The following is a 25,543-nucleotide window of genomic DNA, read 5'->3' as shown; positions in this document are numbered from 1 at the left end:
TGAGACCGGATACGCCAACAAACTGACCCGACAAATCCTTTTACCTGATACTCGATTGACGGTATGGTTGCGGGTCAGCTGATCAGGCTTATCTCAAAAAATGCCTCAGCCCGGATTACTACATAAATGACGAAGGAACTCGATCATGAGCTACGCTCTTCCGTTTAAAGTTGCGGCCCTCGCAACTGCAATCACACTGACCGCCTGTGGCGGCGATTCTTCCAGTTCAAAAGCCGATGGCCTGCGCAACAACAGCGAAGGTACTTCCGTCATCTCTGCCAAAGGTGGTGATGGCATGTACCGTGGTAATTATGGCGGTAGTGTTTCTCTGGAGAAATCCTCCAGCTACGGCCAGGTAACCCTGAGTAACCGCGGTACCCCGGATGCTGACTACGATCTTCCTGATTACGAAGTAAACCTGGGCAGCAACCCTCTGACCGTGTCTTCTAGCGTCACTATCAAGACTTACTCCAGCGAAGATACTCTGGAAAGCGGCGACGTTTACTATTACGGCAGCAGCCTGTATCGCTATGACGGCGATACCGAAGAAGATTCTCCTGTTCTCGGCAAGCTGGCCACTCTGATTACTGGCATTGAAATCGCAGAAGGCGCAACCCTGACGCTGGCCACAGATAGCAGCACTGCGTATCTGTATCTGCCAAATGACATCGTGAACAATGGCGCGATCACTACCGCCAATGCACTGGAAGGCGACGAAGTAGATTCAGATCTGCGCCCTCACCTGAACCTGAACCCGTTTGTATACTCCGGTACCGGTTCTATTGAACTGAACGGCCAGAGCGCTGAATACCCGGATGCACGCGATCTCAACATTAATGCTATGTACATCTTTAATGCTGGTGCGATTAACGCATCCGGCGCTGATGTGACCGAAGCAGATGCTGTCGGTGGTGAAGGCGGTTCTATCAACCTTAATGGTGAGTATGCTGTTGAGAACACTGGCGCGATCACGGCCAATGCAGGCGACAGCGCGGAAGGTTCAGTCAACGAAGGTGGTGACGTTTACATTAGTTCAGAAGTTATGATTGCCAACACCGGCGCTATATCTCTGAATGGCGGTACCGGTGACAACCTGTACAGCTCAAACGAAGCCCAGGTCTACTTCTACAGCCCAATGGTTCTGATCAACACTGGCGATATCAGTGCGCTGGGCGCCAACGCAGTCAACACCGAAGATGGCAGCAGCGGCGGTGAAGGCGGCTACGTGACCTTTGAAATCGAGCCTTACTACAATGAGATAGTAAATCGTGAAGATGCTCGTCTGATTAACACTGGTAGTATCAATGTATCTGGCGGTTCCGCGGCTGGCGATTACACTGGTGGCGATGGCGGATATATTTCCTTTAACTCATACGAAGCAGACAATGGCTTTGGTGGCGAAGGTGCTGCAGGTATGTTCGCTGTAACTGGCAACCTGATTGCCGACGGTTATAGCGACGCTGCAGGATACCGCGGAGGAAACGGTGGTTATATTTCGTTCAACCATGACGCTACTTCCTTGTCCGAATACGAAACCCTGGTTGTAGGCTACCAGTCTATCGATGTATCTGGCGGTAATGGCGCAACAGGTTACCCAGCAGGTAGCGTAAACATTTACGCCGAGAGCAATGAAATGGATAACTCCTATGCATACGCTCCTACCGCACCTGTTGCAGTATCAACCAGTATCATCGCTGAAGGCGGTGACGCTGTTTACAACACTGAATACGGTGCTGAAGGCGGCTCAGCCGGTGCCGGCGGTAGCGTAAGTATCTCCTCATACACTGAGAGCTACTTTATGCAGGCCGAGGTGGGAGAAACTCCTGTGACGTTCGAGGGTGACCTGTCACTGTCAGGTGGTAACGCAACCGGCTTCACAGCCGAAGACGTAGATGGCGCCTCTGGTGCATCCGGCGGTAGCTTCTACCTGTCGGGCCTCGATGATGTCGAAGCGACTGGTACTCTGAACTCTGATGGTGGGTCTGCGGAAGGTACAGCCACGACAGACACTTACTACAGCGGTAATGAAGCTGGTGACCTGTACGCCTGGTCTTTCTATGGCAATGCCAACATTAATATGGATATCTCCATGAATGGCGGTAATGGTGGCAACAACGGCGGCTGGGCAGGTTTCATCTTCATGAATGCTGCAGAGCGTGTTTCCCTGCGCGGCGATCTCAGCCTCGCCGGTGGTAATGCTGATGCTTCCATTGAAGACACCGAAGGTGGCTTTGCTGGTCAGGCGTACCTCTACAGTGGCGCCGATCGTTACTCTTCCGTTAACGATGACGCTGTCCTGACTGCAGGTACGGGTGAAACAGCTGGTCTGGCCGGTGGTATCACGACGGGTGCTCAGTGTGCACTGGGTAACTGTGTACAGTACAACTGGCTCGACTGATTGCGAATTAACCTGAGTTAATTCCGTTTACAGAGGGGCGCAAGCCCCTCTGTAGTTTCTACCGGATAACCCTCCCATGAAATACCACAGACTATTTATCCCTCTGCTCCTGTTATTTCCTTTGTTCGCGAACGCTGAGTTACTGATCAGGAATACAGACGGAACATTTCTACCTCAGCAAGAGAAAGCCGATGTTGTTCTGTTCCTTTCTGAACTGAACGATAAAGCGGGTATCAGTATTCGTTGTGACGATACGATGAACGCCATTATTGAGTTACCCCGTATTGAACTGGGACTCAGTCAACTGATTCGCGTCGTCGAAGGACAATTCAGTACGATTCAGGGGTTTGATGACAAAGGGCAACTTACTTCTATTGATGTACTTCCCCTTGGTGAGTACGGCGGAAAGAGGAACCTGGTTCCCGTCGCTCAACTCGCAGAGGCAAAAGTGGCTCAGAACCCGGCAACGGCGGCACAGGGCAGATCAAACAGCATCCCTGCTCACATCGATATTTCCAACGTTACGGAAGCCGACTGGAAAACACTGACTAAAGAAGAGGCTCAGGCGGTTCGGCGCGAAATAAACAGAAAGCGCAAGGAAGAAAGCCGAAAATACTCGCAGGAGCAGCGTCTTCAGCGCGACAGAGAGTTTGCAGACTCGATTGAGCAGCTGAAAACCGAAAACCCAGATTTACACGCCATTATGGTTGAGCGGTACGCAAAGCGCCTGGAGCGGGCCAACCCCACAGAAAAATCCGATGATTGATATACCTACCGGAAATACTGCCAGCGCGCTGGCAATACAGTTCCGTCTGCAGCAGACGCAGACTCTGCCGCTGAAAGAGCAGTCGCGCCTCGTCGATCAGCGCCTTACTCAGCTGCTGCAACACGCCCTTCAGACGGTACCTTATTACCGGAATCATCCGGAAATTATCCGGATGCAGGGTAAGATTGACTGGCAACGGTTTCCGATTCTGACCCGCGCGAACTTACAGAAAGCCGGCACTACCCTGCAAAGCGAATCGCCACCGGAGAACCACGGTAAAGCGTATGAGTTCCGGAGTTCTGGCTCGACCGGTCGTCCGGTTGTCAGTTACTCCTCTGATTACGCTCAGATGTTCTGGCGTGCACAGACCGTGCGGGATCACCTGTGGGCTGGGCGTGACCTCAGTGGTCACATGGCAGCTATAAAATATCAGGCGCCCGAGAAGGCGCGGTATCCGGGTGTCAGCCAGGGCCACTGGGGGCCTGCGAGCGCGACCCTTGGATATTCCGGTAAAATGTCGACGCTGAACAGTATCGAACCTCTGGAACTTCAGTATCGCTGGCTCACAGAAATCCAGCCCGATTATCTCCTGACGTATCCCAGCAACCTGCTGGAGCTGGCCAAAATACATCGCCGTATGGGCGCACAGCTGTCTCTGAAGGGGATTTCCACCTTAGGCGAAACACTGACACCAGAAATGCGTCAGTACTGCCGTACGGCCTTCTCATGTCGTGTCGCTGACATGTACAGCTCTCAGGAGATGGGCTACATGGCACTGCAGTGCCCCCGACACGATCACTATCATATTCAGCTGGAAAACTGCATTGTCGAAATTCTTGATGACAACAATGCCCCTTGCAGACCTGGCCAGACTGGGCGGGTAGTCGTTACATCGCTGCAGAATTACATCATGCCGCTGCTCCGATATGAAATCGGTGACTACGCTATTGCAGGTGCAGGCTGCGACTGCGGCATTACCCTCCCGGTGATTAAACGGGTGATCGGCAGAACAAGAAATCTGGTGAAATATCCCGATGGCCGCAAAAGCTGGCCGTCTTATAACCCAATGGCCCTGATGGATCTCGTACCTGACGCGCAGTTTCAGCTCGAACAGGTCTCCGCCACCGGCATTGTTGTCCACCTTGTCTCCGATAACCCACCGGACAAGGCTCGTGAAAAAAAGATGATGGGTATTATTCAGGAAGCAATGGGATATCCCTTTAACATTGAAATACGGATAACCAATGAGATTCCACGCGCAGCTTCCGGAAAATTTGAAGAATTTGTCTGCAGGATCTGAAGATGTTTGAAACTGATACCCCCTTAAGAAGTTACAAAGACATCTTCAACAAGCGCGCAGACGCCTACCACCAGGCCATGCTCAACTGGCCTGAGGCGCGCACTGAAGAATTCTTAGCGGCCCTGAAAGGTCTGAAGATGACACCCGGAATGCAGGTTGTCGATATTCCTTCCGGGGGTGGCTACCTGGCGCACTATCTTCCGGATGATGTGCAGTTAACGCACCTGGAAACCAGTGAGTTATTCAGAGAACTGGGATACTCGGGCAGCCGCTTCCCTCTGCATCTGTGCAGCATAGACGCCCTCCCGCTTGAAAACGCCAGTACGGATATCGCGATCAGTCTTGCCGGACTGCATCATACCGAAGATAAGAAACCTCTCTTTTCCGAACTGTTCCGGATTCTGCGCAAGGGCGGTACCTGTATGCTCGCAGATGCCGGAGAAGACTCCCCAACAGCGCAGTTTCTCGACGGCTGGTTAAGCGATCACAACAGCATGGGCCACGAGGGCTGGTACTTTAATCGCGCGACAGAACAGAGTCTCAGAGACGCTGGCTTTGTTGATGTACGCAGAGAGACCCGCCGCTATCACTGGATATACAGTGACGAAGCGGAAGCCGGAAAATACTGCAAACTCATGTTCGGGGTTGATCTCGCAACCGCACAAGAAGTGAGCCAGGCATTGAAATCACACCTGGGCTTCGAAACACTCAGTGATGGACAAACAGGGCTCTGCTGGGAGCTGGATTTTATCACTGCCACTAAGCCCTGAATCCAGGGTCGGGCAAAGGCTCAGCCCTGAGTCACATACCGAATGACGTCAATCACCTGTGCTGGCGTCGTTGCCCAGGCCATCGCGGCCCCATCCACCTCTTTCAGAGGATGAACAATATCGTCGCCATGCAACGTGATGTATGGCTTGCCCAGCGCGGCACAGAAACCTGCATCAAACGCAGCATTCCACTGTTTATATTTATCGCCAAAACGAATGACTGCCAGGTCACACTGCTCGATCAGAGTTTTGATGCGAATCGCATTCACCTTGGCTGATTTGTGGTCGCGCCAGAAGCCCTCGCTGTCAGGCCCAAGACAATCTCCTGCTGCATCGCTGGAGTCATGATCGGTATTCGCAGAGGTGAAGCTCACTGGCAGATTAAGTTCTTTGCAGCCTTCGATGATCTGTTCACGCCAGTCAGTGTGAATCTCGCCAGAAAGATAAATATTCCAGTGCATAAGTGCTCCCGATACTCAGATGAAAAACGGTATTATGCCACTTATCCCCCTTACATTGAGGCCGTATTTTGTTACGCACCTTTATCTGTTGCTGGGCCTTATTCATCAGCGCTGCCGCCAGCGCGGAAAGCCTGCATATTGCAGTCGCTTCCAACTTTGCCGACAGCGCCCGTGAAATTGGTGAACGATTCAGGACAACGTCCGGACACGAGATCAATGTCAGCTCCGCCTCCTCCGGGAAACTGTATGCACAGATACGACATGGTGCTCCCTTCGATATTTTTCTGTCTGCCGATGCCGACAAGCCTGAACTGCTGGCGCAGGAATACCCAGAAACACAATTCAGCCTCTATACCTACGCTCTTGGCCGGGTTGTTCTGTGGTGCCCGGAACGCTGCGAGGCACCACTCACCGATCTGCAAAGCGGCAGGCTTAACCCTCTGGCCATCGCCAACCCCAGAGTCGCGCCATACGGTAAAGCGTCGATGGAAGTTCTGAACCAATTGAACGTTACATCGGTGACACAGGTTCAGGGCGAGAATATCAGCCAGACATATCGTTTTATCGCCAGCGGCAGCGCACCGATTGGTTTTATCGCCCGCGCGCAGGTGCGAAAAATGAATAACCAGACGCACTGGCTCGCCCCCAGGGAGTTGCACGCTCCTATACGACAACGGGGTGTTATCACCCCAAAAGGCCTGAAGAACCCGGCAGCCCTCCAGTTTATGAACTTTCTGAAATCAGACGACATCCAAAAATTTATTCACAAACAAGGGTATGATGCTGCGGATGAGTAACACGCTGCTTTCACCACAGGACATAACCGCGCTCTGGCTGACGTTTAAACTCGCCACTGTCGTGACCCTTGCTCTGCTTATACTCTCAACGCCACTGGCCCTCTGGCTGTCGAGGGGCGAAGACCGGCTACGAGCAGTTATTCAGGCCACCGTTGCCCTGCCACTGGTATTGCCGCCAACGGTGCTGGGCTTTTATCTTCTGATTGCCTTCAGCCCTGACAGTGTGGCGGGCCAGACTTTATCCGCTCTGGGAATCCCCTCACTGGCGTTCAGTTTTCCGGGCTTAGTCGTGGCCTCAATGATTTACTCACTGCCCTTTGTAGTTCAGCCCCTGACCAACGCCTTCAGAAATATTGGGCAGCGCCCCGCTGAAGTCGCAGCCACACTGGGCGCGACACCCTGGACGACCTTTCGGCTGATTACACTGCCGCTGGCCAAACCCGGTTACATCACCGCTGCTGTCCTGGGCTTTGCTCATACGGTCGGAGAATTCGGCGTCGTGCTGATGATCGGCGGCAATATTTCCGGTGAAACTCAGGTCGCGTCGGTGCAGATATACGATCACGTAGAAGCGTTGGCTTACCCTCAGGCTCACGCATTGTCATTAATACTGCTGGTCTTCTCGTTTGCCGTGCTCAGCCTGGTGTACGGACGCAGAACCACAGGAGGGCGCCCGTGGCTGAACCAAGGCTGACAGCGCACATCAGACACTCGCTGGGCGACTTTATTCTTGATGCAGAGCTGGACCTTCCCGCGACTGGCATCAGTGTGATTTTCGGCCCTTCAGGGTGCGGAAAAACATCCCTGCTGAGATGCCTCGCAGGATTGGAACAGCCGAAGGGGCAGATTACCTTTGGTGACCATGTCTGGCTAAGTCCCTCGGTGAATCTGCCAGCGCATCAGCGCCCTATTGCCTACGTGTTTCAGGAAGCCAGCCTGTTTCCTCACTTGAACGTCGCCGATAATCTGGCGTTCGCAGAGCGCCACGCACTGAAACGCAGCGCCTCCTCCGAAAAAGACGCACTGCTCGATCTGTTTGATATAGGGCACACCCTGAAGCGGACACCTGAATCGCTATCAGGTGGCGAGCGTCAGCGTGTTGCTATCGTCCGCGCCCTCATGCGTCAACCAGCGTTGCTGTTAATGGACGAACCACTTGCGTCACTCGATGAGGGCCGCAAGCAGGATATCCTCCCCTACATAGAACGACTCCGGGACGAACTGAACACACCCGTCATATACGTAACCCACTCACTTGCCGAGACTGCACGGCTCGCCGACTACCTGGTCGCTCTGGAACAGGGCTGCACCACCATCAGCGGCCCATTGCACGAGATACTGACTGACCAGGCATTTCCGGCAGATATAGGCAGTGAAGCAGGCAGTATCATCGAGGGGGGCATCAGCAGCATCGACAGCCACTGGCAACTTGCCCACGTGCATATCGACACCGGAGTCTCTCTGCGATTACCCGCACAGGGGCTGCGTCCGGGACAAGCAGTCAAACTATGGATACAGGCCCGGGATATCAGCCTCAGCCATCAGCCGGAAAGCCACAGCAGCATACTCAACACCCTGCCCTGTACCATCACCGACATACGACAGGACGCCAACCCTGCCATGTGCATCGTCTACCTCCGGTGTGGCAAACACACACTGCTGACCAGAATCACACGCGCCTCAGGCAACCACCTGCAACTTCGCCCCGGCCTCTCACTCTATGCACAGATCAAAGCCGCTGCCCTGATCTGAATTCGGAATCAATCAAGGTGAAACCCCAGTAGAACCACCCCAAAAAACCATATACAATGCGGGCACTTACGACATCAGTTTAACGCTGAACCGTAAACCGCCCGTAGCTCAGCTGGATAGAGCGTTGCCCTCCGGAGGCAAAGGTCAGAGGTTCGAATCCTCTCGGGCGGGCCATTAAATAAAAAGGGCTGTCAGATATGCTTGCGTAGCATTCATATCTGACAGCCCTTTTTATTTAACCGCAAGTCTGAGAAGGACGAGAACCTCTGACAGGTTCGACTCGGAAGTTATCCAAGAATTCGCATGAATCAAGCGGCCACCAAACAAAATAACTAGACCTTTAAAGCCCATCCTTCAATCGTGACATGGCCATCAAAGCCAGTGTAACGCAGCAAGTCTCACATCCATTTCAACTACAACAATTCTATAGACCACACATTGAATCACCATTATGTTCCGGCTATCGCTTATCTACATGGATATTAGTAATGAAAAAATTAGCGTTAACCTCCCTTGCTATCCTCTTTTCCGGCTGTGGTGCTGACACACTTTTCAATGAACCGACTACAGATATGCAATCGTGTGTTGTTGGTAACTGGAGTAATGAAGGAAAACTACCAGAAGACACGTATGAAGAGAACTATACGTTTTTCGCAGACGGTACCATGCAACATGAGAAACGATATGAAATTCCGTACTTATTGGGTTACGTCATGAAGGGGGCTCAGGAGCTGGATTACATACCGCGCTATAATATCGTTCGTGAGACCGGCGCCTGGGAATATCGTGAAGGTCTTTTCTATATTGCAACTCAATACGAGAAAAACGCTATCGGACGCACGGAAGCGGACGCTCTCGCCTCTGTTTCCGCTGTGACTCCTGTCGGAGTACCGCTTGCCAGTTCTCCAGCTGGAACTGAGATCAAGGGGAGTTATACACATTGTGATGAGGAGTTCTTCAAAACTGGAGTCATGAAGAAAATCCAAGAAAATCCGCTTACTTATAGATACTACTCAGAGCGTGTAAGTCGGAGTTTCGCGCTATACGATTCAGGCTTTGATAATCTAACACTCCTACCGGATGGGACTGGTACATATGCAAGCGCGCACATCCCGGCAACAGGTGAGACTTCCTCATGGGAATACCCGATTGAGTATTCATATCAAGGATATACGATCAACACTATTTATACTCCATGTGTAGATTGCGAGCCTGTAGAAGATCAGTTTATCGATCACGGATATGTATTAACCGTGCCAGGTACATCTTATTTCGTTAGAAAAAACTGATCTGAAAGATTAAAGAAACCGGCATTAGCCGGTTTTTTTAACATATCTGGAAGCTACTCACCCCGCCATCTTCTCCGCATGACTCTTCAGCATCCCTTCACGGGTGATAAAGCTGATGATGTCGTTCAGGCCTTCAATATCGGTACGCAGGTTTGAGAACACGTAAGGCTTCTCACCGCGCATACGCTTGGTATCAGAATCCATAATGCTCAGGTTCGCACCTACCAGATCGGCCAGGTCGATTTTGTTAATCACCAGCAGATCAGACTTGGTAATACCCGGGCCGCCTTTACGCGGGATCTTTTCACCGGATGCAACGTCGATCACGTAGATAGTCAGATCAGCCAGCTCCGGGCTGAAGGTCGCAGACAGGTTGTCACCGCCGCTTTCTACGAACACCACATCCAGATTACCGAACTTCTTCGCCAACGCTTCAACCGCCGCCAGATTCATTGAGGCATCTTCACGGATAGCAGTGTGTGGGCAACCACCGGTTTCGACACCGACGATACGCTCAGGCTCAAGCGCTTCGGCCTGAGTCAGAATGCGCTGGTCTTCTTTGGTGTAAATATCGTTGGTGACTACGGCGATATGGTAATCGTCGCGCATGGCTTTACAGAGCTGTTCTAAAAGCGCGGTTTTACCTGAGCCTACCGGGCCGCCGATACCAACACGCAGTGGGGATTTGTAATCAGCCATTTTTAATTCCTGTAATTTCTCTTTTTAAACTCATTAAGTTTAAGTTTTTAATTCAGGTTTAAACCGCAGCCATTTATGAGCGGAATAAACGACAATACTGTGTTTCGTGCAGACTGCTGGCGATGGCCTGTGCCGGTGATGATGCACCTATGTCATCGTCTTCTATCGCAAAGGCTTGCTCACAGGCCTGACCGAGTTTTTCGGTAAAGCGGAACAACACCCGTTGCCCATCGCTCTGCCCGAGAGGGATCAGTTTTACGGCACCAATCACCATGTTCTCGAGCCAGCTCCATAAATAACCACGCAGCATATCTTCGCGGTTGATCTGCCACTTATGGCAAGCCAGCGCAAAGCCTGCAAGCTGGCTCATCTCAAGCGAAGCTCGCCATTCTGGGTTATTCAGCTCTGGCCATTCAGCAGATTCAGGCAGTTTATCCAGCAGTGCGGTAAACGCCTGGCCACGCTGGTGTTCTTCAGCGCGCAGCTCACTGGTTTCACGGCATGACAATAAAAACGCCGCATGCTGCAGACAGGCGTCTGCATCGCCAGCTTCAATCGCATCAGCAAAGCGCAGCAGCATAGGTAACTCCATCGTCACCATAGTGCCGCTGAGCAGTGAATCGAGCCAGTCGTACAGGCTGTCTGCTTTTTTGATCCAGCCGCTTTCGACCGCCCACTCCATACCTTGCGAATAGGTAAAAGCACCTATCGGCAGAGACGGGCTGATCAGTTGCTGAAGACGAAAATACGCAGCCGACATAATTTAGCGCTTATCTGCCTTCTCAGAGTTTGAATTCTGCTTCTGGCTGCGCACAAACATGGCAACACCACTACCGATTACCAGCGCCGCACCCACCAGCATCAACAGGTGGTCGGCATCGAACAGTGAGTGATGCACCAGGCCACCGAGGGATTCACCCGCGTGATCGCCTTCGTGTGCGATAGCAGTAGTTGAGAAAGCGATTGAGAAAGCGGTTGCGACTGCTGCAGTAATAATTTTTTTCATGGTAGTTCTCCGTAAAATCTTCTCGTTCATTCGCTCTGGCTCTTAATGAGAGTGCCCGTGCGAATGCTCGTGTGTATGTTCGTGATCATGTGAATGATGGTGATGACCACCACCCTGCTGATACGCACCAGACTCAGGCTCAAATGGTGCCTGCTCACAAATCACTTCGGCGGCTTCTGCCGCACCTGGTAACTGGCGCACCATATCTTCAAGTACGTGATCATGCTGAAAACGCAGCCAGCCCGATTCAATCTGCAGCGGCACATGGCGGTTACCCAGGTGATATGCAATCTTCGCCAGTAACAGCGGATCAGCACAGCGTACGGTCGATACCGTTTCATCCGCCGCCTTAATAACCACCAGCGTACCCTGACCATCGGTAATCACATCACCGCCGCGCAGTAGCGTACCGCGCTCTAAAAAAAGACCGGCTTCAGTGCCGTCGTTAAGAGTCGCTCGCTGTCGGCTTTTGATGCGTGCTTCAATCGGCAGGCTCAGTGTTTTCGCTGCAGATAAATCTGCGTGCGACACGTCGTGAGCGGTTAATTTTTTAATCAGTTCAATCATGTTTTTCTTCAATTTAGAGAATCGGCTGAGCCTTTAATTAGAATAAAAAGTAACGTTGTGCCATCGGCAATACTTCCGCCGGCTCACAGGTCAGCAACTCACCATTCGCACGTACTTCGTATGTCTGTGGATCAACCAAAATATCCGGCTGCCAGTCATTTAATATCATGTCGGCTTTAGTCGCCGTGCGGCAGCCTTTCACCACACCGATCAGGTTTTTAAGGCCGAGTTTTTCTGGCACGCCGGCATCCAGTGCCGCCTGCGAAATAAAGGTCATGCTGGTTGCATTACGGGTTTTACCGTAAGAACCAAACATCGGACGATAATGCACAGGCTGAGGCGTCGGGATAGACGCATTCGGGTCACCCATTTTCGCCATGGCAATAAATCCGCCTTTTAAAATCAGGTCGGGTTTTACCCCAAAGAATGCCGGGCTCCAGACCACCAGATCTGCAAGTTTACCGACTTCCACCGAACCGATTTCATGCGACATGCCATGCGCAATCGCCGGGTTAATGGTGTATTTCGCAACGTAGCGTTTTACCCGGAAGTTATCGTGAGTTTCCGGATCTTCCGGCAGGTTGCCACGCTGCACTTTCATCTTGTGCGCGGTCTGCCAGGTACGCGTCACCACTTCGCCCACACGCCCCATCGCCTGTGAATCTGATGAGATCATCGAGAAGGCACCAAGATCATGGAGAATATCTTCCGCAGCGATGGTCTCGCGACGGATACGCGACTCAGCAAAAGCCACGTCTTCCGGAATGCTCGGATCAAGGTGGTGACACACCATCAGCATATCGAGGTGTTCGTCAGCCGTATTGACTGTGTAAGGGCGCGTCGGGTTGGTCGACGACGGCAACACATTCGGCAGACCCGCCGCTTTAATAATATCTGGCGCATGACCACCGCCCGCACCTTCGGTGTGGTAAGTGTGAATCGTGCGGCCCTTAAATGCGGCAATAGTGTCTTCAACAAAACCGGATTCGTTCAGGGTGTCGGTATGAATCGCCACCTGTGTATCGGTTTCTTCCGCGACGGTTAAGGCGCAATCAATCGTGGCTGGCGTTGTTCCCCAGTCTTCATGAAGCTTGAGGCCAATCGCACCTGCGGCGATTTGTTCACGCAGACCTTCTGGCAGGCTGGCGTTGCCCTTACCCAGAAAACCCAGATTCATCGGGAATTCATCTGCGGCTTCCAGCATACGCGCCATATTCCACGGGCCCGGCGTCACGGTCGTGGCGTTGGTGCCTGTGGTTGGGCCAGTACCACCACCGAGCATGGTGGTAATACCCGAGGCCAGCGCCTCTTCAATCTGCTGTGGGCAGATAAAATGAATATGCGAGTCGATACCACCGGCGGTAATGATTTTGCCTTCACCGGCGATCACGTCAGTACCCGGGCCGACTTCCATGGTCACGCCATCCTGAACGTCCGGGTTGCCCGCTTTACCAATGGCAGCGATGCGCCCTTCTTTAATACCGATGTCGGCTTTAATAATGCCGGTGTGATCAATAATTGTGGCGTTTGTAATTACGCAGTCCATGACCTTGGCAGACACGCTCTGCGACTGGCCCATGCCATCACGGATGACTTTACCGCCGCCGAATTTCACTTCATCGCCATAGAGCGTGTAGTCTTTTTCGATTTCGATCCAGAGTTCGGTATCCGCCAGACGCATACGGTCGCCCACGGTCGGGCCAAACATATCGGCATAGGCACGACGGCTGATTGTTTTTTTACTCTCACTCATCAGAGATCACCCATTACTTTATTCTGGAATCCATACACTTTACGGGCACCGGCGTACTCAACCAGTTCCACCGTGCGCGTCTGCCCCGGCTCAATACGCACCGCCGTGCCTGCCGGAATATTCAGGCGAAAGCCGCGGGTTTTTTCGCGGTCAAACGTCAGCGCATTATTGGTCTCGTAAAAATGATAATGAGAGCCCACCTGAATCGGGCGGTCGCCGGTGTTCGCGACTTCAATCTCGATGGTGGTACGCCCTTCGTTCAGGGTGATGTCACCGTCTGCGGTAATAATTTCGCCGGGTATCATAGTCAGCTCCTGATCAGATCACTGGGGTGTGTACGGTGACAAGCTTGGTGCCGTCCGGGAACGTCGCTTCAACCTGCACTTCGTGAATCATATCGGCCACGCCATCCATCACATCATCACGGGTCAGCAAGGTACGGCCATAACCCATCAGGTCAGAGACAGTACGACCATCACGCGCACCTTCCATAATGGCGGCAGTAATAAAGGCCACAGCTTCCGGATAGTTCAGTTTTAAACCGCGTTCTTTACGGCGCTCGGCCAGCAATGCAGCGGTAAAAATCAGCAGCTTGTCTTTCTCTCTTGGTGTGAGTTCCATAACTTATTCCGTCAGGTGTTCCAGATACGGGGAATGACCGCATCTTTATTCAGAATTTCCCGGCGCAGCATCTGCCACACAGGAATCATGAGTGATTGTATTTTTTCAGTAGAATGCCCGAGAACACGCAGCACCAACAGGTCATCCAGTAAGGTGATGCCCGCCGGTATTTTCTCAGGCAATTTATTCATCGCCTGCTCAAGAATTTCGCGGCTCTGTTCTAACAGGTGTTCGCTAGCACCAGTGGCAATAAACAGCCCCTGCATGGGGTAATCGCGCATACCGGCGGCGGCACTCAAATGGCTGGCATCGTGCACACGCAGAAAATCCGTCAGCAACGGTACACCATTGCGACGCACCGCAAACTTCGCGTCGACCCGGCCACGCAGAAAGCGCTCATTATTCACGGGGCGACCAAAGCAGCTGATCTCCCAGCCCATAAAGATGGCATCGTCATCGAGATCAACCAGGGTGTCCATACGAACCTTAGAACCCGTGAAGAAGATATTCTCCTGCGGGAACCATTCCAGTGCAGAGCTCGCACCAATATGAAGCACTTGATTCACTTCAGCGGTTGACCCTGCACTCAAATAGAACTTAGTTGCACCAGGAGTGGTAATCAGGCCGTGGCCCTGTTGACGGCTTTCGACATTCAGGTGAATGCCATCACCACCCACCACGCCGCCAGGCGGATGCAGAAGATAGATATGACAGGTATCGCCCTCAGGGTAGAAGGGGCGTTGAACACGCAGAGGGCCGCTGTGCGTAAGGTCGGCCAGAACCGTCCGTTCGCCACGCTTCTCGAGCCCGATGTTCATATTTGCCTGCCACCCGGTTCGGGTAAGTGGCACCGCTTCCAGCGCGTTCAAACCGTTTGCTCCACATAGGTTTACTGGCTGTGAACCAGCAAAATACAAGCCAAAGATTGTCATCTACGTCGAACGACGTAGGTGACACCCGGCCAATAAAAAACGCGCCCTCAGGCGCGTTTCTCAGATCAAAATTCAGGAATTAACGTAATTCCAATTGATCCCGGTACTGTTCCGGCAGAATGATGTTAGCACCGTCTTTGACACCAACACCTGAGTCAATCAGGGCCTGTATCTGTGCGGCCTTTTCTTCATCAACCGTGGTAATGACCTTAATGACTGTACCATCGGCAATTGCCGAAGGATTGTCAATTGCTGGATTCTGCTCCAACAGTTTGTTCCAGGCAAAGCCTGTTCCAAGGAAGCGCTGAGCCAGACTCCAGAGAGAATCACCATTACGGAAACGATAGTTGCGTACCAGACCAACTACCTCATTATCAGGGGAAAGCGAGACTGAAATATCCCCCTGTCCGTCATCAACGAACTCCTGCTCCGCTTTCTCTTCTTCGCCTTCTTCCTCAGAAGTACCATCCACTGAATAATCTTCAGCCGCTCCTGCTGCTGTTGGCTCGTAGGCTGCCAACAGAACTGCTAACTGTTCAGTATCCAGTGTCGATGGCACATCGGTACCGGTATGACTGCTGCTGCCACTGACGGCGTTAGCATCCGCAATAAAAGGTGAGAGGGCTTCGAAGACGGCTGGATTCAGCTGAGTTACATCACTGATCCCGCCAATAATAATCACTGCAGAATTCTGTGAGCTGATCAATGAGTCAGTCTCGTTACCTTCTTTGTTTACCGTCACCGGCGATATTGTCGGGAAGAAAGGCGTTACGAATGAGATCGCCGTCAGATCCAGCTGAATCTGAACCTCGAACGTCAGCTGCTCACCATCAGAACCGATGCTGGCCCACTGACCGGCACCCGACACGCCGGATTTACCCGAACCGATATGGGCAGACAAAGCAGAAACGTCAACGGTGTTAACGGTTTCTGCAGTGATTGTCCCCGTCCCTGAGACCAGGCTGTCGAGTATCAGTACGCCGTTTTCAATGCTGATTTCCCGGATAACCAGATCACCGTCCTGAACGATGCTTGCATTAATTGACTGACCATCAACAGAGGTGACAGACAACAGATTTACGTTGGTCATCAACTCGATATCACCAAAGGACAGAATAACCAGCTCATCAGCCGTCACACTGCCTCGAATAGCGGCACTGGTGTTATCGCCAAACGCCTGCGCCTGAGCCCCCGATCCGAAGGTTGAGAAGACACTGACATCATTGTCGCCATTGAAGCCCAGCGTCATTGCGCCGCCACCAAAAGACGCAGATTCACCGCTGAATATCAGTTGCAACGAAGTCGCCAGATCCAGGTCACCGACGGCATTCACCAGAGACTCAAACTGACTGAATACGAAGTCACCAACTTTATTCAGGCTATCGCCGACACCGTTGATAACCCAACGAGCGGTATCTATTTCGCTGGTCAAGGTATCTGCCCCCGAACCACCTTTAAGATTCAACGGCCCATCAAAGGTAATGCCGTTAACCGCCACAGTATTATCTGACTTAACAACGAAGCTATCCTGCCCGGTACTTCCGCTGATGGTGTCAGAGGAGTCCGCGTTAACCGTTGCGACATTATTCACTGTCAGTCCGTTAACTGTCAGGCTGTTGGCTGAGGTACTCAGCGCAAACTCTTCGTTGTTCGCTGCCGCACCTGTCAGAACGCCACCGGCCAGATTAAGCGTTTCAACCGATGAGAAGTTAATAAGTGACGCCGTAAAGCCAGAGCCGCTGGACCCCAAAGTTGCGCTACCCGCGGAGCTCATGGCGACAGAGTCCGCACCACCGGCACCATTAACAGAAGAAACACCGGTAAACAGGATTGATCCTGAAGTCACCTGGTTCACTGCCGAAGACAGAGAGAAAGTATCAGCGTCTCCGGTCCCCACAAGAGAGCCACTGGAAAGTGATACTGTTTCAATATCGTCAAACTTCACACCCGAGATAAGCACCCCTGAACCATCAAGCGTCGCCGTGGTGGATGACGGCGTCGTAATGATGTCGCTGCCTGCTCCGCCATCGACTGAGTCAGCGTTGGTAAAGGTCATGGAGTTCACTGCAAACGACTGAGACACGCCATTAATGGCATAACTTTCAGCCGCATCAGAGCCCTGCAGATTGCCGGCATTAAGATTCACATTTTCAATGCCGTCAAAGCGCATATCATTTGCCGCGAGAGCATTGGATATAGCGACCCCGCTATCGGAGATCAGCGCGGCACCATCACTCGTTGTCACGACCTGGTCGTTACCACTGCCACCAACAATGTTAGCAACGCCCGTAATCGTCATTCCGGAGGCACTGATCGCGTTATCACCCGTGATGGTAAACACATCTGCTGCGGTACTGCCGTTCAGGGTTCCGCCAGAGAGCGCTGCGCTTTCAATCTCAGTGAAATTAAAACTGCTGGTATTGATACCCTCTGATACACCTGCGAGCGTCACTGTGCTGTCGGACGTGACCAGGGTGTCTGCACCATTACCCGCATTAATGTCTGCAGCAACATCAGTGAACGCCATACCGTTCGCTGTCAGGCTGGTGCCTGTTGCTTCAAAGCTGTCTGCCGCATCACTGCCAGTCAACGTAGCACCACCTAGGTCAACTTCTTCGATGTCCCGGAAAATAATGCCCAGGGCAATGAGGGCATTTTCTACGGCGGTTCCCACATCAGAGAGCAGACTGGCGTTATTACCGTCGGTATCTAACTGGTCATTTCCGCCGCCAGCGTTCACTTCAGTAACACCAGTGAAGGCAATACCGTTCATATCCAGGCTTGACTCACCTTTGATCACAAAACTATCGCTGGCATCTGAACCATTAAGAACACTACCGGTAAGATCCGATGATTCGACACTGGTAAACTGGAATTGAGCAGTACTCATCGAACCGTCAGTGCCGTCCAGTGATATCTCTTCACCGGTTGCACTTACAGAGTCATTGCCCAAACCGGCATCAATCTGGGTGTTCACATCAGCGATGTTTACTTTATTTGCGATTAATTCAAAGCCATTGACTTCAAAGGCGTCGTCTCCAGCACTACCTGATAGTGTCGCGCCCTCCAGCTCAGCACTCTCAACTTCTGTAAAAAGGATGCCCCCGGTAGATATCGCAAAATCAGTGTCAGCGACCAGGCTGGTATCAAATTCGGTACTTACGTAATCTCCGTCAGTTTCGGAACCTGTGCCGCCAACAACCTGGTTGACACCGGTGAACTCCATTCGGGCTACGGTCATGTAATTTGTACCCAACACTTCAAAATTATCATCTGAAGCATTACCAACAACGGTACCAGCCGTTAGCTCGATTGTTTCAAGATCTGCAAATGTATAAGAGCCTGCGACTAACTCTTCATCGTTCCCCGTCAGGCTGACCTGAGTTTCATTGGTGCTCAGTGTGTCACGACCATCCCCGGCATTAATGGTTGTCGCCGCATTTGCAATCGCAATATCGTTTGCCGTCAGCGCACTGCCATTCAGAGTAAATGCGTCGATTCCAGCACTGCCATTGAGCGAGTTGCCATTCAGGTCAGCATTTTCTACGTCAGTGAAACTGATTCCAAACGTTGTCAGAGCGTTTGCCACAGAATCGACCAGTGAAACATCGCCTGAGGTATCGACGGTATCTCCGTCCGTTTCACTGCCTGCGCCCACAGAGGTAACCCCGGTAAAGTCAATTCCGGCGGTAGTCAGAGCGTTCGCTGCCGTCACAGTAAAGATATCGTCCCCTGCATTAGCACTGATCGCACCCGAGCTGAGGGCGACTTCTTCGATGTCATTGAAGGTATAAATTCCAGCAGTGACTGACTCGTCTGTACCAGTGAGGCTGACATTTGCTACATCGCTGGAAAGCGAATCATCGCCACCGCTTGCGTTAATGCCCGAAGCCGCATCAGATATCGCAATCTGGTTTGCTGTCAGCGCAGATCCATTCAGAGTAAATACATCCACCCCGGCACTGCCACTGAGCGAGCTGCCATTCAGGTCTGCATTCTCAATTCCGGTAAAGCTGATGCCGAATGTGGCCAGTGCATTCATCACAGAATCCACCAACGACACATCAGAAGAGGTAACGACTGTATCGCCACTGATCTCACCGCCAGAACCCGCGTCTACAGAGGCAACTCCTGTGAAGTCGATTCCCGACGCCGTCATGGTATTTGTGCCTGTCACGGTAAAGGTATCGTCCGCAGCACTGCCATTGACTGCTGCAGAACTCAGTCCGGCAGACTCAATATCAGCGAAGGTATAAGTGCCCGCAGCAAGCTCCCCATCCGTGCCTGTAAGAGAGACGCTGCTGCTGTCGGTCGTCAGGATGTCCTGGCCTCCGCTGGCGTCGATAGTCAGCGCTGCATCGCTGATCGAAATACCATTGGCAGACAATGCAGCACCGGTCAGAGTGAAACTGTCTGCGCCCGTACTACCAGAAAGCGCATTGCCATTCAGGTCTGCATTTTCGATTCCGCTGAAAGTGATCCCGAAGGTCGACAGCGCATTCGCCAGAGAGTCAATCAATGAGACACCGTCAGTCGTCTCGACGGTATCTCCATTAACTTCGCTGCCTGAGCCTGCTGCAACCGTTGCAACACCACTGAAATTCATTCCTGCTGTAGACAGACTATTGGCACCAGTAACGTCGAAGGTATCGTCAGAATCATTAGCAGTGATGTTGGCTGAGGCCAGTTCAGCAGCCTCAATCGATTCAAAGATATAACCGCCTGCTGACAGCTCCTTGTCTGCCCCGGTGAGGTCGACATTTGCTACATCCGTCGTGAGCGTATCCTGACCATCGCCCATGTCGATAGAAGAATCCGCACCAGAGATCTCAATATCATTCGCGGTCAGGGTTGTACCTGTAAGGTCGAAATTATCTGCAGCGCTGCTACCGGAGAGGATATTGCTGTTCAGACTCGCAGAAGCAACAGAGCCAAATGTTTTACCGCCCGCAATAATCTGCTGTGACGTGCCCGTCAGAGTTGCATTTCCGCCATCAACCGACAGCGTATCGTCGCCACCTGCGCCATCGATAACAGACGTGCTCGATGACGTCACCTGAATCTGGTTCGCAGTCAGAGTGGTTCCGTTGACAACAAAAGCATCGGCTTCAGAGCTACCAGAAAGCGTTCCGCTTCCCAGATTGGCAGTGTCAATACCGGAGAACGTAATGCCACGTGACAGCAGGGAATTATCTGTCGCTGTTCCTCCGCTTGCCACAAGCGAGGCATCACCATTGTTGGTCGTTACCTGGTCATTGGTTCCCTCGCCTGCATCGACACCGGCAACACCACTGAAGCTGATGCCATTACTGGTAAGAAGACCATTACTGTTACCTAAGGTGAACTCATCATCACCCGCTGTCCCTACCAACTCGTTACTGTTCAGGTTGGCACTGTCCAGATCCTGGAATGTGTAACCTCCAGCGTTAAGCTCTTTGAGCCCGGAGCTCAGAGTTACCTGAGTTTCGTCGCTGCTTAAACTGTCTGAGCCCGACCCCATATCAATGGTACTGGCGGCGTTGCTGAAAGTTATTCCATTCGCACTGAGCTCTCCGCTCTCAAGAGCAAAAGTGTCGGCCTGATCGCTACCGGATAATACCCCACCCTGTAAATCAGCCACCTCGATACCTGTGACCGAAATACCCTGTGTACTCAGAGCATTGGCTTTACCAGTGCCGCTGCTACCATCGCCAACCAGAGCAGCATTCTGTGTGGTCACACTGTCCTGATCTCCTGCACCGCCGCTGATTGAAATAACGCCGGTAAAACCGATGTTGGTTGCGGTTACTGCGTTATCGCCCGTCAAATTAAATTCGTCATTGCCTGACGTCCCCGTCAGGGATCCATCGGTCATGGCAACAGTTTCAACGGCGCTGAACGTATAGGCTGAAGTGCCAAACTGCCCGTCGGTTCCTGTGAGTGTCGCCACGGAATCTGACAGGTCAACGGCGTCATTACCACCTCCGGCATCAATCTGATTGCCAGCGCCAGTAACAGAAACACCATTTGCAGTGAGTGTCGCGCCATTTACCGCAAAGGTATCAGCGCCTGCGCTGCCAGATAGTTCTCCACCACCGAGATTCACAACTTCCAGTTGCAGGAACGAAATTCCAAGAGCTTCAATTGCATTCAGAATCCCAATGCCCGCACTCTCAAGAAGAGTAGCGGCCACACCGTGTGTATTCAGCGTGTCATCACCATCCAAAGCGTCGATTTCAGATACACCGGTAAATACAGTGCTACTGCCATCGAGAGTTACCTCGCCATCCTGAATATTAAAGATGTCGTTCCCATCGGTACCAGTTAATGTCAGATTCGAACCATCAAAAGCTTCGATATCCGAAAACTCATAATTTGCTGTAGTGATTTTGCCACTTTGCCCTGAGACCTTAACTGAGCTTTCCTGGGATGAAACTGTGTCGCTACCTGTGCCAGAAGAGCCAGCATCGATTGCAGATGCTGCACCATTGATAACAACCCCATTTGCAGTAAGGTTCAGGCCATTAACAATAAAACTATCAGCGTTATCACTGCCCGACAGAACAGCTCCATTGACGTCAGCGGACTCAATATCCGACATGGTATAAGCGCCAACAATCAGCTCTCCATCTCCACCGGTTAAAGCGACTGCAGACAAATCTGTGCTGATAGAGTCACTACCACCACCAGCATCGATTGCCGAGGCCGCGTTGGTGACAGCGATACTATTCGCTGTTAACGCGCTACCATTCAAAGTGAAAGTATCTACACCAGCGCTACCCTCCAGTGACTGACCGTTTAAATCTGCATTTTCAACACCGGTGAAATTAATTCCGAATGTTGTTAAGGCATTCATCACAGAATCAACCAGTGACACTGCATCAGTGGTATCAACAGTATCACCGCTAGTTTCACTGCCACTGCCTGCTGCGACTGAGGCGACACCGGTAAAATCAATGCCTGCGGTCCTCAGGGCATTATTGGCTGTAACCGTAAAAGTATCATCGCCAGCGTTGGCATTAATCGCACCTGAGCTGAGCGAGACCTCTTCGATATCACTGAAGGTATATGCGCCAGCCGTCACAGATTCGTTTTCGCCCGTCAGGCTGACACTCGCTGCGTCTGTGGCGAGAGTATCGTTCTCACCACCAGCATTAATTGCCGAGGCCGCGCTAGTGATAGCGATATTGTTCGCTGTTAACGCGCTACCATTCAAAGTGAAATTATCGACACCAGTGCTACCCGCCAGCGACTGACCGTTTAAATCTGCATTTTCAACACCGGTGAAATTAATTCCGAATGTTATTAAGGCATTCATCACAGAATCAACCAGCGACACTGTATCAGTGGTATCAACAGTATCACCGTTAGTTTCACTGCCACTGCCTGCTGCGACTGAGGCAACACCGGTAAAATCAATGCCTGCGGTCCTCAGGGCATTATTGGCTGTGACGGTAAAAGTATCATCGCTAGCGTTGGCATTAATCGCACCTGAACTGAGGGCAACGTCTTCGATATCACTGAAGGTATATGCGCCAGCCGTTACAGATTCGTTTTCGCCCGTCAGGCTGACACTCGCTGCGTCAGTGGTAAGCGTATCGCTCTCACCACCAGCATTAATTGCCGAGGCCGCGTTAGTGATAGCGATATTGTTCGCTGTTAACGCGCTACCATTCAAAGTGAAATTATCGACACCAGCGCTACCCGCCAGTGACTGGCCAGAGAGATCTGCGTTCGTGACTTCCGTAAAGGTAAATTCAGACGCGTTGGTACCCTTGAGTTCACCATTAGTACCGGTCAGCTCCCAGGCACCTGTGGCGCCTGCAAAGACATCGTTACCGCCATTGGTATCAACGGATGCAGCAGAGTCAGTAATTACAATACTGTTAGCAGTCAGACCGGCATTCGTCAGCGTGAAAGTATCAGTACCTGTGCTACCCGCCAGTGACTGGCCGGAGAGATTCGCACCCGCGACATCAGTGAAGGTAAATTCAGATGCGTTAGTGCCTTTAAGTTCACCATTAGCACCGGTCAGTTCCCAGGCGCCAGTGGCGCCTGCAAACACATCGTTACCGCCATTGGTATCAACGGATGCAGCAGAGTCAGTAATTACAATACTGTTCGCAGTCAGACCGGCATTCGTCAGCGTAAAGGTATCGGTGCCGCTACTACCTGCCAGTGACTGGCCAGAGAGATCTGCGTTCGTGACTTCCGTAAAGGTAAATTCAGACGCGTTGGTACCCTTGAGTTCACCATTAGTACCGGTCAGCTCCCAGGCACCTGTGGCGCCTGCAAAGACATCGTTACCGCCATTGGTATCAACGGATGCAGCAGAGTCAGTAATTACAATACTGTTAGCAGTCAGACCGGCATTCGTCAGCGTGAAAGTATCAGTACCTGTGCTACCCGCCAGTGACTGGCCGGAGAGATTCGCACCCGCGACATCAGTGAAGGTAAATTCAGATGCGTTAGTGCCTTTAAGTTCACCATTAGCACCGGTCAGTTCCCAGGCGCCAGTGGCGCCTGCAAACACATCGTTACCGCCATTGGTATCCACCGATGCAGCAGAGTCAGTAATAACAATATTATTCGCTGTCAGGCCGGCATTCGTCAGAGTAAAGGTATCGGTACCTGTGCTGCCTGCCAGTGACTGACCGTTTAAATCTGCGTTTTCAATACCAGTAAAGTTGATTCCGAAAGTACTTAAAGCATTCATCTGCGAACTAACCAGAGAGGTAGTACCTGTTGTAAATACACTATCTCCGTACTTTGACGCCCCTCCATCAACAGACGAAACACCAGTAAAGGCCATTCCATCCACGGTCACCGCATTACTTCCCGTCACTGTAAAAATGTCGTCTGTCACTGAGCCGTTAATCGCCCCGGAGCTGAGCGCGACATCTTCTATATCGCTGAAGGTATATGCGCCGACAGTAACGGATTCGTTTGAACCTGTCAGGCTGACACTCGCTGCGTCTGTGGTGAGCGTATCATTCTCACCACTAGCATTAATTGCCGAGGCCGCGTTCGTGATAGCGATATTGTTCGCTGTTAACGCACCACCATTTAGGTTGAAATTATCGATACCAGAGCTACCTGCCAGTGATTGGCTCGACAGATCAGCCGAAGCAACACCAGTAAAATTTATTGCGTTAGTGCTGATTTCGTTATTGCTACCACCGACCAGTGTGGCATTCGCATTGGTCGTTAAAGCAGCGGATGATGCGCTGACAGAAGAGAGCCCACCCACTGTTAATCCACCAGCAGTGACAGCACCAGTACTGGTAGTATCTAACTGGTTAAATGTGCTTGAGGCAGCACTGACATCCAACGCTTCTGCGGTTACCGAATGATTGGCTGCAGTAATACTTGTAGATGCACCAGAAATGGTCAGGCTTTCTTCTGCGCTGATTTCCAGATTCTGACTCACGGACGCTGTTGCAGCATCCTCAACTGACGCAACGCTACCGCCAAGGAGAATACGATCGCCCGAAATACTGATGTTTTCGGCGGTAATCGTATCCGTAATATTGATTGAGTTATTGACTGCAGCGGCTGCTTGCTGAGTTGTAAGAATAACGCGCCCCGCATTCACAGCTCCATTAATTGCAACCTGTGCATCACTTGAGAGCACCGAGGTGAGGTCACTATTTAACGAGAAGCCAACAAGGCCGTCGTCATCGAAAGTGACTACCGCCGAGCCCGCAGCCCCTGCTCCGAACAATCCACTTCCAACATCTATGTCAGAATCTACCGTAACCTGCTTACCAAGAAGAATCAGATTACCAGCCGTAAGACTAACTCCGTCCTGAACCGTGACTAGTCCTCCACTGGCCTCATCAAATGAGAAATCGAAAGGGCCAGTAGCATCAGAGTTGATTGCACCCGGCTCTAAAGCCGTTTCATCAAGTGTCATACCTGACACAATAAGGCTGCCTACATTGACAATAGCCCCATTATAAATAGCAACACCTGCGGGATTAATGAGCATAATGTTGGCATCGGCATTCAAAGTGCCAAAGATTTCTGAAAGCGAACCACCATTGACCTGGTTGATAGCCAACTGATTGAGGTCTTGAATAAATGAGACAGACTCACCTGCAGCGATGTTAAATGAATCCCAGTTCAACAGTATTCTGGAATTATCCTGAGCGATGATCATGTCGTTCCCACTGATCTCAATCTCAGACACTGGGGCATTACCTGCCTCATATCCTGACTGATCAGGCAAAGCCCACACCACAGGAGCAACCACCTGACCGGCGATCAGGGTGACATACAAGCCACCTTTCAGGCCGTCGCGTACACCTGCCATTACGGCATTCATCGTCTGAACTGCCTGAGTTAACAAATTTACTCCGTTTGCGTTCTTTTGAGTACCACGAGTGGTATGGCTGAGCTTGGTCATTGTCACTACTCTCATTACGCTGCAGGTATTACCTGCCGTTATCCT

18 protein-coding genes and 1 tRNA gene are annotated in these 25,543 nt (G+C 51.7%); 9 read left to right on the top strand and 10 right to left on the bottom strand.

The features are described from left to right. The first annotated feature begins 145 nt into the window (after positions 1-145). The 4 genes from Q1L85_RS01725 (at position 146) to Q1L85_RS01710 (ending at position 5,234) form a co-directional block, all read left to right on the top strand. Entirely contained in the window at positions 146-2,398 is a 2,253-nt protein-coding gene (locus tag Q1L85_RS01725) for a hypothetical protein (protein ID WP_300426525.1), read from the top strand. Positions 2,399-2,474: 76 nt separating this feature from the next. Further along, a complete protein-coding gene (locus Q1L85_RS01720) occupies positions 2,475-3,164 on the top strand; it encodes a hypothetical protein (RefSeq protein ID WP_300426527.1) in 690 nt (229 codons plus the stop codon). Continuing rightward, a complete protein-coding gene (locus Q1L85_RS01715) occupies positions 3,157-4,464 on the top strand; it encodes a hypothetical protein (RefSeq protein ID WP_300426529.1) in 1,308 nt (435 codons plus the stop codon). Before Q1L85_RS01720 ends, Q1L85_RS01715 begins: the two co-directional genes overlap by 8 nt. Positions 4,465-4,466: 2 nt before the next feature. Next, on the top strand, positions 4,467-5,234 hold the full coding sequence (locus Q1L85_RS01710; RefSeq protein WP_300426531.1) for a class I SAM-dependent methyltransferase: 768 nt from the start codon (positions 4,467-4,469) through the stop codon (positions 5,232-5,234). A gap of 20 nt (positions 5,235-5,254) precedes the next feature. Here Q1L85_RS01710 and Q1L85_RS01705 read toward each other — a convergent pair whose 3' ends face one another. Continuing rightward, positions 5,255-5,695, bottom strand: a complete 441-nt coding sequence (locus tag Q1L85_RS01705; protein ID WP_300426533.1) for a YtoQ family protein — start codon at positions 5,693-5,695, stop codon at positions 5,255-5,257. A gap of 68 nt (positions 5,696-5,763) precedes the next feature. Between Q1L85_RS01705 and modA the strand changes: the two genes are divergently transcribed. The 5 genes from modA to Q1L85_RS01680 all read left to right on the top strand — a co-directional run bounded on the left by modA (position 5,764) and on the right by Q1L85_RS01680 (position 9,533). Next, entirely contained in the window at positions 5,764-6,492 is a 729-nt protein-coding gene (gene modA / locus Q1L85_RS01700) for a molybdate ABC transporter substrate-binding protein (protein WP_300426535.1), read from the top strand. Continuing rightward, positions 6,485-7,186 (top strand): molybdate ABC transporter permease subunit, encoded by a 702-nt coding sequence (gene modB, locus Q1L85_RS01695; RefSeq protein ID WP_300426536.1) that lies wholly within the window; start codon positions 6,485-6,487, stop codon positions 7,184-7,186. The genes modA and modB overlap by 8 nt, the downstream gene beginning before the upstream one ends. Then, positions 7,168-8,244 carry a molybdenum ABC transporter ATP-binding protein gene (gene modC, locus Q1L85_RS01690; RefSeq protein WP_300426537.1) on the top strand — a complete coding sequence of 359 codons (1,077 nt, stop codon included), beginning with the start codon at positions 7,168-7,170 and terminating at the stop codon, positions 8,242-8,244. The genes modB and modC overlap by 19 nt, the downstream gene beginning before the upstream one ends. Positions 8,245-8,341: 97 nt before the next feature. Beyond that, positions 8,342-8,418, top strand: a tRNA-Arg gene (locus tag Q1L85_RS01685). Positions 8,419-8,732: 314 nt separating this feature from the next. Then, positions 8,733-9,533 carry a hypothetical protein gene (locus tag Q1L85_RS01680; RefSeq protein ID WP_300426538.1) on the top strand — a complete coding sequence of 267 codons (801 nt, stop codon included), beginning with the start codon at positions 8,733-8,735 and terminating at the stop codon, positions 9,531-9,533. A gap of 57 nt (positions 9,534-9,590) precedes the next feature. Here the strand turns inward: Q1L85_RS01680 and ureG are convergent, their stop codons facing one another. From ureG to Q1L85_RS01635, 9 genes are all read right to left on the bottom strand, one after another. Beyond that, positions 9,591-10,232: an urease accessory protein UreG gene (gene ureG, locus Q1L85_RS01675; RefSeq protein WP_300432094.1), complete on the bottom strand. Its 642-nt coding sequence runs from the start codon at positions 10,230-10,232 to the stop codon at positions 9,591-9,593. 73 nt (positions 10,233-10,305) lie between these two features. Further along, positions 10,306-10,992, bottom strand: a complete 687-nt coding sequence (locus tag Q1L85_RS01670) for an urease accessory protein UreF (RefSeq protein WP_300428360.1) — start codon at positions 10,990-10,992, stop codon at positions 10,306-10,308. A 3-nt stretch (positions 10,993-10,995) separates the two neighbouring features. Next, positions 10,996-11,238, bottom strand: coding sequence for a hypothetical protein (locus Q1L85_RS01665; RefSeq protein WP_300428361.1), 243 nt, complete (start codon positions 11,236-11,238; stop codon positions 10,996-10,998). A 42-nt stretch (positions 11,239-11,280) separates the two neighbouring features. After that, positions 11,281-11,805 (bottom strand): urease accessory protein UreE, encoded by a 525-nt coding sequence (ureE, locus tag Q1L85_RS01660; RefSeq protein WP_300428362.1) that lies wholly within the window; start codon positions 11,803-11,805, stop codon positions 11,281-11,283. Positions 11,806-11,842: 37 nt separating this feature from the next. Next, positions 11,843-13,558 (bottom strand): urease subunit alpha, encoded by a 1,716-nt coding sequence (gene ureC / locus Q1L85_RS01655; RefSeq protein ID WP_300428363.1) that lies wholly within the window; start codon positions 13,556-13,558, stop codon positions 11,843-11,845. Next, positions 13,558-13,863, bottom strand: a complete 306-nt coding sequence (locus tag Q1L85_RS01650) for an urease subunit beta (RefSeq protein WP_300428364.1) — start codon at positions 13,861-13,863, stop codon at positions 13,558-13,560. The genes ureC and Q1L85_RS01650 overlap by 1 nt, the downstream gene beginning before the upstream one ends. A gap of 13 nt (positions 13,864-13,876) precedes the next feature. Then, on the bottom strand, positions 13,877-14,179 hold the full coding sequence (ureA, locus tag Q1L85_RS01645) for an urease subunit gamma (protein ID WP_300428365.1): 303 nt from the start codon (positions 14,177-14,179) through the stop codon (positions 13,877-13,879). Positions 14,180-14,190: 11 nt separating this feature from the next. After that, positions 14,191-15,048: an urease accessory protein UreD gene (locus Q1L85_RS01640; protein ID WP_300428366.1), complete on the bottom strand. Its 858-nt coding sequence runs from the start codon at positions 15,046-15,048 to the stop codon at positions 14,191-14,193. A 142-nt stretch (positions 15,049-15,190) separates the two neighbouring features. Further along, positions 15,191-25,441 (bottom strand): filamentous hemagglutinin N-terminal domain-containing protein, encoded by a 10,251-nt coding sequence (locus Q1L85_RS01635; protein ID WP_300432089.1) that lies wholly within the window; start codon positions 25,439-25,441, stop codon positions 15,191-15,193. Between the last annotated feature and the right edge of the window lie 102 nt (positions 25,442-25,543).

The sequence above is a fragment of the uncultured Thalassolituus sp. genome (assembly GCF_950066645.1).
Taxonomy (GTDB): Bacteria; Pseudomonadota; Gammaproteobacteria; order Pseudomonadales; family Oceanobacteraceae; genus Thalassolituus.
This window is presented reverse-complemented; position numbering and strand designations above follow the sequence as displayed.